Raw genomic sequence first — 11,308 nt, 5'->3', positions numbered from 1 at the left:
ACACAGCGGCCCGGGAAAAGGCCGTCCCCCAGGGCCTCCGGCGCCGGTTCACCACAGGCCGAAGTCCTGTGGCACCCATGGGTCAGTTACAGGTGGTGACACTCAGGCTGCTGTCACCGCAGAGCAGCAGGCTCGCGCGGCTGCCGCCTGTCGCGAGCTCGCCGGTGGCCTCGGACTTGGGGGTTTCCATCGTCTGCAGGTCGAGAAGTGTCATGGTGGTGTTCCTCTCCATTGGGGACGGATCTTGCCCAGGTCCCCCCGAGTAAGGGGACCGGCTTCAGGGCCGCCGTGGCGGCGGGAGGAAGGGCAGGTGCACGGGCTGGTCGTGCAGCGCGCTGCCCAGTGCGAGCAGGCAGCCGGCTGTGCCGGTGCTGAGGTCCATGGACAGGCGCATCATCTGCTCGCCGGCGAAGGCGAGATGCCCCTGGTAGGGGATCGCGCCCCACGAGAGTGAGTCGATCTGGCGGCGCAGATCGGCGGCGTGGGTGCCCGGGCCTCCGGTCGTGGTGCGGCTCAAGTGCAGCACCATGCCCGCGGCACCGCGGAACAGGCCGGGCTGGGCATAGAACCTGGCCTGCGCCGCCTGAACGATTTCGCCCCTGGCCTTCTCGAACTCTTCGTCGGTGCGGTGGACGAGGTAGTCGTCGAGCACCATGCCGATGCCGACGCTGCCGGCGCCCAGATAGGGCATGGTCCGCCAGCCCTCGTCGACCTGGAGGGCTCCGCCCACGCCTCGTACACAACGGGCGAGGTCGCCGCGGAGCGCGTCTGCGGCCAGGTCCAGCAGGACGTGGTCGCCGGTCGCCTCGTACAGGCGCAGGTGGAGCAGCGCCGTTCCGGTGGCTCCGTGGAGGAGTCCGGCCCGCGGGGTCCCGGCGCTGACTTGCCCGGATGAGGGAGCGCCGGCCTTGTCGGCGGCGAGTCGGGCGCACTGGAGCGCCTTGTCGCGCAGGGCACTCTCGCCCGTGGAGGTGGCCAGGGAATCGAGCGCCAGGCCGATTCCGGCCAGTCCGCTGTGCAGGTCGGGGGCCATGTCCTCCCAGCTCTGGGAGGTGATCGTGTCGACGAGGTCCAGGGCGCGTTCGCGGTGCCCGAGCCGGTCCAGGACCCAGGCGATGCCGGACAGGCCGTCATAGAAACCAAGTGGGCTGCCGGAAGCGGGGGTCTTCGCGGCCCTCAGTAGCCATTCTTCCGCTTCCCGAGCCGGTTCGGCGCCGGTCTCGGCCAGGGCGTAGAGGACGCCGGCCGCTCCGTAGGCGAAGCATGCGCCGCCGACCGGCATGAACTGGGCTATGTCTCCGGGGAAGATACGATCCTCCCGTTCCGGAGAGGCGGAGGCCAGGATCGCCCGGACCATGGAGTCGCGGCTGCGTGGCCAGTCGGCGAGCTCCACGGGTAAGTAGGGGTCCGCTGCGCCGCGACTCCTGCCCTCTGGCAGGTCCGCGCCACGATGGCCGCGAAGGATCTCGGCGACCGCTTCCTGGAGGAAATCGCGCGGCACCGGAAACTGCTCGGCGGCGATCTCCGCCACATGCGCGGCTTTTGCCCGGTCCACGGCGAACAGACTGGTGAGGGGCAGGAACAAGGCAAGGCGCAGGCACGCCAGGGCGTACCGGTCGACGTCGAAGCCTTTGCGGTCGGCAGGTGCGACGAACCCCGGATTGGCGATCACCTGCCGCCGGTTCACGTCATCGACCGCGGCGGCCTCGAAGTCCAGCAGCACCACCGAGCGTTCGTCCTCGGACAGCATGATGTTGAAAAGGTGCAGGTCGTTGAAGGCCACGCCCCGCGCGTGGATCGCCGATACGGCGTCCTCCACCAGGCGGTGCACCCGCATAGCCCACTGGGTGTACTCGGCGAGCCGCTCCGGGCTGGGATCCGCTTCGATCAGCGGGTGCCGGTGTGCGAAGAAGCTGTTGAGCGGGCGGCCCTCGATGAACTCCATGACGAGGAAGGAGTGGTCGCCCAGGGTGAACCAGTCGCGCACCTCGGGGGTGCAGCCAAGCCCGGACAGCCGCCGCAGTGCATCCCTCTCGCGCTCCAGCCGGGTCACCGCGTCGGCCTCGTCCGCGGCCAGGCCGGCGTGTGGCCGGGCCTCCTTCAGGACCACTTGCTCATCGGTGCGCAGGTCCCGGCCGACGAACACGCCGCCGCCGTTGGAGAAATGCAGCGCGCGCTCGAACCGGTACGGGATGTCGTTGAGCGTGGTGGCGGAGCGGGCGGCCAGATGCGGTTCGAGAAACGCGGGGAGGGTGACCCAGTCCGGGACGTGGAACGTCGGGTCCCTCCGGTCGGGAACAAGCCGTCCATGGTTGTCCTCGACCGCGGGGCACAGCTCACCCCGGTCGTCGTAACAATGCCGCTCTGTAAAACTCCCGTAGCGCACATGGACCGGACCCGCGCCCCAGCGCAAGTCGCTGAGTATGTACGGACCGGGCTCGCCTCCGAGCAGACGGTCCAGGTCTTCCGCAATGGTGCGGCACTGGTCGTCGTCGGCGGGGTAGACGGTGAGGAACTTCCCACTGGCGGCGCGGTCGGCGTATTTGGCGTTGCGGGTGTGCAGCAAGTACCGGCTCGGCATGCACTTGAAGGCGACGGATCGAGGGACGCAGTAGTCCCAGACCTGGGCGAGCACCTTCTCCGCGTTGTCCAGGCAGGCCGAAACGTGGATCTTCCATCCCTGGCTGGGCAGGGCACTGTCGAGCGGTCGGAACGCCAGCCAGTCGCCCGACCGGTGGCGCTGCCAGCCGTCCGGAAGCTCGCGCCGCACGGTCTCGTAGAGAGCGGCAGAACCGCTGCGTTCCTCGTGCGACCGATGCGGAGCGTCGTAGAACTGCCGGTTCGCGTCGCAGAAGACGGCGTACCCCTTGTTCATCGCACTCCTTCGGCCGGTGTCGTTCAGACGTTTTCACGCCACCAGCGTTTGCAACAGTTGCGATTGTCATGAACCACCCGTGAAGAAATCCATGGGTGGCAGAGAGGTGCAGCGCAGCCGGAGCCCCGCCCGGCAACGACGCATTCCTGAGAGCACCGGTACCGAGCCGGCAGTGATCCACTGCCACCGCTGTCGCATCGAGGGCCCTGCGCACCAAGGGCCCCTGCGCACCAAGGGCCTCTGCGCATCGAGGGCCTCTGCTCATCGAGGGCCCTGCGCATCAAGGGCGCGTGCGAACCACGCCAGGTGCAGCGTCAGACTGATGGTGCCGTGGGCCGGGCCGGTGAGCTCCGAGAACTCGGTGGGGAGCCGCCGGGCGAACGCGGTGCGGCGGAGCTCGGAGACGGTGGTGTCCGTGTGCGAGAACACCAGACTCATGGCGTATCCCCAGCGCGGGGCGAGGCCCAGTACACGAGTGCAGGTCACACGCGGGGGAGGGCGGCTCTCTATCTCTCCCCCGTGCTACGGCTGCCCGTCAAGGACCGTGCGCTCTGCGTACCCCATTTGCGGCGCACGTAAAGGGCAAGTCGGCACTTGTGAAGGCGGGCGGCCTGGGCAACAAACAAGCTCCAGGCCGCTGACCTGGAGCTTTCGCCTGGAGCGGGTGACGGGAACGAACCCGCGCTCTGAGCTTGGGAATCACCGCGCGGCAGAGCTAAGAAGCTCTTTGACCTGCCTGATCGGCCAGATCGCGGGAGGGTGGCGCGCCCCGTTCAAGACCCCGGTTGACCGTGGTTCACCACTCGATCGGGCACGGATCGGGCACGGCCTGAAGGTGTCTGTCAAAGCGGAGCAAGCTCGGGGTTCCTGCACCTCCGATGGCACGGACGTCAGCGGACGACGATGTCGTCCCTCGTGCTCTCGACGATGTCTGTGAGCTCCTGCTCCTCCTGAGGGGGCACCTGGAACTTGACGAGCGTTCGATGCAGGTCGTCCATGAAGGCGTCCCACTCGTCCTGGGTGATACCGAGGTCCCGGTGGGTGTCGACCATGGTTCGCCCCGAGTAGCGCTGAGGTCCGCCCGAGGCCCAGCACACCATCTCCGTGACGAGGTACTTGAACCCCGGCGGGGAGACTTGATGGTGCGCCTCGTTCACCGCAGGGTTCTTGTTCAGCCGGCCGTCGGTCATGATCCGATCGATGAAGTCATCGACCACGGTCGCGATGTTGTAGACGCCGCCGAGGCGCTCGTACAGAGATGGGGACTGATCAGGCTGCATTACGCACTCCCTGTGCTCGTGCGAACTACAGGCTGTGTCTATTAGATCAAGTAGTGACATTTCAGGCAAACGGTCGAAGCCGCATACCTCTGTCGTCCCACACAGGCCCGGCAGGCACCGGTTGCCCGCACGCCATGCCCACACATCCAGGGACGCGCGGCCGGGCACCCGGACAGTGGACGCGAGAGAAGCCTCCGCCTCGGGGCGAACTACAGGCTGACCACGGCTTTACAAGTTCGATCCGGCGTGTGGCCCTGCCGCAGCTCGGCGGACTGTGCCTAGCCTTGCCGACTCCACGGAAGGACGCCCGCGTCCGGCCCTGTTCGCCCTCGTTGATGTCAGACGTGGATGTCAGCGGATTGTGTCCTGACCTCAACGATCATGAACTCCGGTGCACAGCGCACGCCTATCGCATGCATCGACGAGCTGGAACGCTCGCGGGCGTTATCGTGGCCATGTGGATGAAAACCGGGCGCTTCGAGTCGTGGACGCGTTGCGGCAGCGTGGCATAAGGGCTCACCTGGCCCGCGAAGACGTCTACCAGATCGGCGTGCGCGTGGTCCTGCACGACGGCCGCGAGGCAGTCTGGGACACCGACGACACCGCCGGCCTCGAAGCGCAGGTCATGCGGGATGGGATCCTGGTCGGCTTCGTGCCGTCTATCGAGGGCTCCGAGAGCTTCGACCTCAACCAGACCGTCGACGCGATCGCACGAGCCGACTACGACCAGCCGATCGGCCGCGAGCGGCTCACCGCTCCGCCGCCGTCCGCCCCGCTGACCCCGGAGGGCGGCGTGTTCCGTCGCTTCCTTGGTGGCTTCCGCGAACGCTGAGCGCCATATATGCGGAGTAAGCCCTCGCAATGGCGGTCAGAGTCTGTAAATCTGTCGGCTTACGCCTACGCAGGTTCGAACCCTGCACCCGCCACACTGAGGGAAACAGCCCCTGACCAGCATGTCTGGTCGGGGGCCGCTCTCGTTCCCTTCAACCGGGATACCCCGTGGTTCCCCGGGCTTTCCCGTCTCGTCGGGCACGCGGCGGGCACGGGCACCATAAGGACCAGATCTGTAAAGATCGTGTCGAATCCGCTTCGAAGCATGAGACCCATCGCGAGACTTCCCTGCCATGGATGCTGGCTTTGCGGCGTTGCTGGAGCGACTGTGGGCGCGATTGGTACTGGAAGGGCTGGAGTTACGGCGGCCTTACTTGCCCGGTCACAGGTGCGCATGCAGGAGCGCGAACAAGCCCCGCGAAATCACTGATGTTGCCTAGGCCCACCGTCAACCATCACCTGGGACAGAAACGTCGGGCATCAGGTGGGACTAGACATGTGCGAGGTGCTTGTGTCCGTCACCAGACGCTGCCGCGGTGGTGTGGCTGCCCCGCGGTCGGAGCCGGAACGGTGGCAGCACTTCCCGTACTTCGCTTGCCGACGCAACAGGCGGTGCGGTGGGGCAGGTGGTTCAGATGCCGAATTCTTGCGGGGACAGGCCGAGCACCGAACACGCCTCTCGCAGGACCTGCTCCTCGGCCGGTGCGACGAATCCGTCCGCACCGGCGACGACGAAGCCGGTCTGCACGACCGCCCTGGCCTCCGTCGGCTTCTTCGCCGCCTTGGCGATCTCCTGCATGACCTCAGCCTTGCCCTGCTGGAAGTTGAACGCCAGCTGGTCGACGTGCTTGTTGAACCGCTGCCGCAGCTGGTCGGACGGGAAGTTCTGCAGGACGTCGTTGTTCAGAATCAGCGACTCCACATGCTGCCGCTCGGCCGGGTCGACATGCCCGTCGGCGGCCGCGACCAGGGCGCACATAGCCATGCTGGCGTCCCGGTAGGCGCCGCTCTTCAGCTCCGCCTTGAGGGAGGTGAGCTGGGACTTGAGCGTGTTCACCAGCTGAGCCCGCGATCCGCCGGCGGACCCCGCACCCGGCCGCCCGTGTCCGCCAGAGCGCCGCGTCCCCTGCGACTGCTGCTGCAGGTTCTTGGCCTGGTCCTTGATCCGATCCCACATCGCCACTCGTGCCACCTCGGCTTCTGCCACATCGTTTCGGCCGTCCGCGCGCTTTCCGCGCGTCCTCCTGCCAACGCCTGCCGGCCCCCGGAAGTTCCGCGGCCGACCTGTCGGCTCCTGGTGCGCGAAAGACAGACGTCAAGCATCACCCGACGCCGAATCGTCAACCATCACCTGAGACTCGACAGGTGCGAGGGCGGTCGCAACGGCCTGCGCCATCTTGCCGTCGTGGCTCCGGACACAGGGGCCGTCCTCTGCGAGGGCGTCCAGGAGCCGAACTGCGTAGACCTGGGACATGCGCTCGGCGACCTCTTCGGGCGTGAGCCAGTCCACCGCGATGGATTCGGCGGAGGTGCGCTCGGTGCCTCCAGAGGGCTTGCAGCGGAAGACCAGGGCGATGACACCGCGCGCCGTGTTCTTGTAGACGCCGGTGAGCTGGTCGACCTCAACGTGGATGCCGGTCTCCTCCAACACCTCGCGTCGCACCCCTGCTTCGGGGGTTTTGCTCAGTATTACGGCATGGCGTCTGCGCGTTCGGCGAGTGCTCGCAACTCAGGTGATGCGGAGCGGCCGGCCACGAGCATGAGTTCGCGGATTGTGTCGCGTGCCGCGATGTGACTGCGGATCATCTCCGGCGCGATCTCTTCGGCCTGGAGCAGGTAGTCCAGGGCGTCTCCGAAGTGCCTCCGTTGCGCGTGCGCCCGGCCGAGATCCATGAGGAGCCGGGCTTGACGCTCGATCGACAGACCTGTCGTGTCGAGATCCGTGCCGATATCGAGGACTTCGCCGGCGTCGCTTAGCTCCACGGCCGTCGATACTGCCTGGATCTCTACGTTCGTTGGTCCGAACTCCAAGTTGAAGTCGTTGCGGTCCTCGTTGAGTTGCTGCGCGACTGCCCGGGCTTCTGCGATCTGTTGCCGGGCGGCTGCCCGTTCGCCTGCTCGGGCGTGCACCAACGCGAGGGTGAGGTGGGGCGAGCCGAGGACGGAGAGTTCCTGTGGGCGCGGGTCGGTCTGCTCGATGTGTCGCTGGAGTGCGCTGATTGCTGTGGCGGCAGCATGCTCGGCTTGGTCGAGGTGCTTGAGCCGAACGAATGCGTGGGCCAGGCGGTAGATGCCGGCGAACATGCCGAGTGGCTCATCCGACTGCTCGGCTTCTCGGATAGCGCGGTCGGCCGCGACCCATGCGGCGTCGGCCTCGTTCTGCCGGACGAATGCGGAGGCGAGTGCCTGGTAGGTCCGGGCGAGGAGAAGATGCAGCTCGGAGCGGTGTTCGTCGGCGGCTGTTCGTGAGGCTCGTTCAAGGCGTGGCATGAGTGGGCCGAGAGCGGCGCTGAGTTCGGCGAACTGATCGCCGTGAGTCAGGTCCCAGACGCGGTCCACCCCTGCCCGGAGCTCGGACAGCGTCTCGGGACGGAAGTCCTCGCGCGGACTGAGCAGCACATCCAACGCAGGATGGCCGGAGATCACCAACCGAGCCTGATCAAGGTCATTGGGAGTGATGTCCTCGACGGGGCCTGGTTCGGGTGCGATGGGTGCGTCTGGCTGGAGGACTTGCAGCGGCACGCCCAGGCCGTCGGCGAGCAGGCGCATAACGTCGAGCCGATTCACCGGCTGGATCCCGCGCTCGACCTGCGAAAGCCAGCTCGACGTTCGGCCGATCGCCGCAGCCAGTTCGTTCTGTGTCAGCCCGCGCTGCTTGCGTACGCCTCTGCCTTGGTGCCTTCCAAGGTCTGGGCGCAGAGGTCGTCAAACGTGGTCGAGCGCCGCTTCGGGGGGCGCTGCGGCCGGTGTCATCGGAGAGGGTGTGGGCGCGAGCGCCGGGACCATCGCACGGCGATGTAGGCCACGTTGGCCACGACGAGCACGAGGGGCGCCGGAACCAGCCCGCATGCCGCGTCAGTCGCGTTCCTCCTCCTCCGCCTCCATCGACACCCGCAGCGACACGCCACGTCCGCCGACCTGATGCCTCCGTCGCCACACACGCACATCCAGACGTGACGGACACGCCGAGGCTGGAGCGCCCGCCACGCGCGAGCGAGGACCCTAGGCTAGATGCGGGCGAACCTTTCGCTCTGGTCGGCGAACTCCTGGGCCATGGCGCTGCTGACCGTGGGTTGGGTCTCGCGGATCGAGTCCAGGTAGTCGTCCGTGGTGGGGCGGGCCCGGGTTCCGGTGTCGAAGGTGCGCTCGAACTGGGCCTGGGAGACGGTACGCGCGACGTGGGCGATGTCGGCGGGGGTGAACCCCTCGCTGGTGGACGCAAGTGTCGCGCTGTCGGCCCGAGCGCCCGCACGTGCCAGGTAGCTTTCCCACAGCGCGGCCCGGGCGCTGTGATCGGGAGGACCGATGGGCAGTACGTAATCGAAGCGACCGTGCCGAAGGAAGGCCGAGTCCAGCGTGGTCACGTTGTTGGTGGCGCAGACGAGCAGCCGCCCATCCTGGTTTCGGAACCGTACGATCGCCTTGAGCAGCTCGTTGACGACGCCGACCGCGGTCGCGTCCGCGCCGCTGCGTGCGCCTGCGACCTCCTCGACCTCGTCGATGAAGACCAGGACGTGGTCGAGCTGGGCGATCTCGTCGAAGCGTCGGTTCAGACCGGTCGCCAGCCCGTATTCGGCGGCGAGGCGAGCGGGAAACAGTTCGAGAAAGGGCCATGCCAAGCGGCTGGCGATCGCGTGCGCGAAGGTGCTCTTGCCCGTCCCCGGCGGACCGAACAGCATGACCGCGCGCGGCAGCTCCACCCCGTGCTGGGCGGCCATTTCGGGATGGGCCAGCGGCAGGACCAAGCGGCGCTCGATGAGCTGTTTCTCCCGTTGCATGCCCGCGACCTTCTGCCACAGCCCTCCGGGCGGCAGCTCCGCTCCGAGCGAGGACAGCATGCTGATCGCCTGAGGAGTCACCGGCCCGCGCTTCTCGAAGAAGACCAGGCCCGAACGGGCGTCGAAGTCACAGTTGCGCAGTGCGGCGGCACCGGTCTCGCCCTCGGGCAGGACCGCGTGCACCGTGCGGACGCCGGCGGCGAAGAGCCGGTTCTCCAGGACCGTGATCAGGGCACTGCCCAGCCCCATCTGCCGCCAGGCGGGCGCCATGCAGATGCGCAGGATCCACGCCCTGTCGCCTTCCACTCTGCTCACCGCAGCTCCGACCATGACATCGTCCGCCATGGCCACCACGGCCGGATGAAGGGCTTGGAGAGCGGCCACGGCGTCGGAGAGCTGGAAGAGGGGAGGCTCTCCGGTCGTGCCGCTCTCCGTGTCGACGCGGATCACCGCCTCGAGATCGTCCTGGGAGTAGTCCCTGATAAGCCAACCCGTCATGATGAGCTCCGCGTGCTTAGCCGTACTCCCATCATCAGCCGCCACCCGTGGTGCGACGACCGGAGCGCGGGCACCCGGCCACCCACGGGGAAACCTGCTCAATCACGAGGTCGTCAGAGGTCCCCTCCCTCACGATTCCTACCGCATGAAAGGACGCGAAATCGGACGCGTCCCCACCCGCCAACGGCAAAGACTGTCGCGGAGGTTCACGCAGCGGCCTAAGCGTTTGGGAGCCAGTTCGTTGAAGGCGCTCCCCCAGACTCGTCCTCGCCGAAGGACAGCGCGATGTTGGTCGAGATCGAATCGGGACAGGCCGGACCACGCGAGGTGCAGCGGCAGGTCGACTACGCCGTGGCCGGGGCTGTCGAGCTCCGAGAGCTCAACGGAAGCCGCCGTGCGTACTTGGCGCGACGGATCTCATCCCGCACGAGGAAGGCCGGGCTCAGGGCCCCGGCGGGGTAGCGGCGACGGCATTGATGGCGTAGGTGCAGGTCAGAGGGTTTATGCGGACCTCCGGCGGGACGCACCGCAAGGCTCGTGCCGTCCGCGTGCCCCATCCCGGGGGCGAGAAGGGCGCTATTCGGTGCCCATACAGCGAGTCCGCTCTCCAGGCAACAACAATGCCCCGGGCCGCTGGCCTGGGGCTTTCGCGTGGAGCGGGTGACGGGAATCGAACCCGCGCTCTGAGCTTGGGAATCACTGGCGCTCGCGCCCCTTCCCTCCGTCCTGACCTGCGAGAATGCCTCTCGCGGGGTGCGGATCGCCTGGCTCTTTCGGGCTCTGATTGACCGCTGTGTACCGAACTGAAGGGCACGGCTGGGGCACGAGCCGCGGTAGGTGCCAAATTGCCGTGTGGCCCCGCAGCGAGTTCCCGCGCCTGTGGCGACCGGAGCCATGGAACATCAGCCCGAACTTCGGCTCATTTGTTCGATCAATAAAGGGCGGCCAGGTGAAGAAACAAGCCAGATGTCTCCTACTCACTTGCTGTCTCGCACCCCGACGGCACCATGGTCTGGCCACTTGAAAGGGCGCGTCACACGCCGCAGCGCGAGATGGTTGGGGGGACTGGTGAATTACGCGTGGCCGCATGCCACCTTCCTCGGCCGGTTGCGGAGCAGCACCCTGGAAAGCCTCATGAGCCAGGGGACGCCGATGGCGTATCCCGCCCATCGGCCGCTTCTGCAACAAGGCGACGAAAGCCGACATGTCCTGCTGATCACCCATGGTGTCGTCAAGGTCGTCGCTAGTTCGGAGAGCGGCTACGAGATGCTGCTCGCCGTCCGTATAGCAGGTGATCTCGTGGGCGAGATGGCAGCCTTTGAAGAGCGTCCCCGTTCCGGCACTGTGATCGCATGCAGCGATGTGACCGCACGCATCATCCAGATGAAAACGCTGGAGACCTTTCTCACTCGCCACCCTGACGCGATGAAGGCCATGCTGCGCATGCTATGCGCCCGGCTGCGGTGGGCCAACCAGCGCCGTATCGACTTTCGCGCCTATGACTCGCTCACCAGGCTGGCGCGGGTACTCGCGGAACTAGCCCAGGCGTACGGGCACCCGGTGCCGGACAGCGCAGGCAGGCGGAGCGTACTCGGCATGACGCTTACTCAGGCTGAACTGGCCTCGCTCGCTGGGCTGGCGCTGCCGACGGCGGAGAAGGCACTCGCGACGCTTTCACAGCTCGGGCTTGTGGAACGCAGCTACAGACAGATAACGATCTGTGACGTTCCGAAGTTGCTCGAACTTGGCAGAGTAGTTGACGACAACCCGTACTGATACGGGATCGGTTCTCACCAGTCCTTCTAGCCTCTCTGACGGCACTTCGC

General features: G+C 66.9%; 9 protein-coding genes and 2 pseudogenes. 2 read left to right on the top strand and 9 right to left on the bottom strand.

Annotated features, from left to right (window positions below):
• Window positions 1-82 precede the first annotated feature (82 nt).
• The 4 genes from ACTWQC_RS26505 to ACTWQC_RS26490 form a co-directional block, all read right to left on the bottom strand.
• Entirely contained in the window at window positions 83-214 is a 132-nt protein-coding gene (locus tag ACTWQC_RS26505; RefSeq protein WP_443318312.1) for a SapB/AmfS family lanthipeptide, read from the bottom strand.
• Window positions 215-277: 63 nt separating this feature from the next.
• Window positions 278-2,875 (bottom strand): class III lanthionine synthetase LanKC, encoded by a 2,598-nt coding sequence (lanKC, locus tag ACTWQC_RS26500; RefSeq protein ID WP_443318311.1) that lies wholly within the window; start codon window positions 2,873-2,875, stop codon window positions 278-280.
• Window positions 2,876-3,136: 261 nt separating this feature from the next.
• Window positions 3,137-3,313, bottom strand: a complete 177-nt coding sequence (locus ACTWQC_RS26495; protein WP_443318310.1) for a hypothetical protein — start codon at window positions 3,311-3,313, stop codon at window positions 3,137-3,139.
• 452 nt (window positions 3,314-3,765) lie between these two features.
• Window positions 3,766-4,155, bottom strand: coding sequence for a group I truncated hemoglobin (locus tag ACTWQC_RS26490; RefSeq protein WP_443318309.1), 390 nt, complete (start codon window positions 4,153-4,155; stop codon window positions 3,766-3,768).
• 457 nt (window positions 4,156-4,612) lie between these two features.
• On the opposite strand from ACTWQC_RS26490, the gene ACTWQC_RS26485 reads away from it, so the two are divergent.
• Window positions 4,613-4,987: a hypothetical protein gene (locus ACTWQC_RS26485; protein ID WP_443318308.1), complete on the top strand. Its 375-nt coding sequence runs from the start codon at window positions 4,613-4,615 to the stop codon at window positions 4,985-4,987.
• Window positions 4,988-5,617: 630 nt separating this feature from the next.
• Here the strand turns inward: ACTWQC_RS26485 and ACTWQC_RS26480 are convergent.
• The 5 genes and pseudogenes from ACTWQC_RS26480 to ACTWQC_RS26460 form a co-directional block, all read right to left on the bottom strand.
• Complete coding sequence (locus tag ACTWQC_RS26480; RefSeq protein WP_443318307.1) at window positions 5,618-6,169, bottom strand: tellurite resistance TerB family protein; 552 nt, start codon at window positions 6,167-6,169, stop codon at window positions 5,618-5,620.
• A gap of 213 nt (window positions 6,170-6,382) precedes the next feature.
• Window positions 6,383-6,673, bottom strand: a pseudogene (locus ACTWQC_RS26475) (NUDIX hydrolase); the annotation flags it as partial.
• A gap of 2 nt (window positions 6,674-6,675) precedes the next feature.
• A complete protein-coding gene (locus ACTWQC_RS26470; protein ID WP_443318317.1) occupies window positions 6,676-7,905 on the bottom strand; it encodes a helix-turn-helix domain-containing protein in 1,230 nt (409 codons plus the stop codon).
• A gap of 308 nt (window positions 7,906-8,213) precedes the next feature.
• A complete protein-coding gene (locus tag ACTWQC_RS26465; RefSeq protein ID WP_443318306.1) occupies window positions 8,214-9,482 on the bottom strand; it encodes an ATP-binding protein in 1,269 nt (422 codons plus the stop codon).
• 282 nt (window positions 9,483-9,764) lie between these two features.
• Window positions 9,765-9,910 (bottom strand): annotated as a pseudogene (locus ACTWQC_RS26460) (transcriptional regulator); the annotation flags it as partial.
• A 706-nt stretch (window positions 9,911-10,616) separates the two neighbouring features.
• On the opposite strand from ACTWQC_RS26460, the gene ACTWQC_RS26455 reads away from it, so the two are divergent.
• Window positions 10,617-11,258, top strand: a complete 642-nt coding sequence (locus ACTWQC_RS26455; RefSeq protein ID WP_443318305.1) for a Crp/Fnr family transcriptional regulator — start codon at window positions 10,617-10,619, stop codon at window positions 11,256-11,258.
• Window positions 11,259-11,308 lie beyond the last annotated feature (50 nt).

The organism is Streptomyces sp. 8N616 (assembly GCF_052246385.1).
Lineage (GTDB): Bacteria > Actinomycetota > Actinomycetes > Streptomycetales > Streptomycetaceae > Streptomyces.
The sequence above is the reverse complement of the archived record's forward strand: the minus strand, read 5'-3'. Positions and strand labels throughout refer to the sequence as shown.

Bases quoted from the DNA above. Each gene is read 5' to 3' on its own strand.
- ACTWQC_RS26455 (WP_443318305.1), top strand. From the start codon at position 10,617: ATGAGCCAGGGGACGCCGATGGCGTATCCCGCCCATCGGCCGCTTCTG.
- ACTWQC_RS26505 (WP_443318312.1), bottom strand. From the start codon at position 214: ATGACACTTCTCGACCTGCAGACGATGGAAACCCCCAAGTCCGAGGCC.
- lanKC (WP_443318311.1), bottom strand. From the start codon at position 2,875: ATGAACAAGGGGTACGCCGTCTTCTGCGACGCGAACCGGCAGTTCTAC.
- ACTWQC_RS26495 (WP_443318310.1), bottom strand. From the start codon at position 3,313: ATGAGTCTGGTGTTCTCGCACACGGACACCACCGTCTCCGAGCTCCGC.
- ACTWQC_RS26490 (WP_443318309.1), bottom strand. From the start codon at position 4,155: ATGCAGCCTGATCAGTCCCCATCTCTGTACGAGCGCCTCGGCGGCGTC.
- ACTWQC_RS26465 (WP_443318306.1), bottom strand. From the start codon at position 9,482: ATGACGGGTTGGCTTATCAGGGACTACTCCCAGGACGATCTCGAGGCG.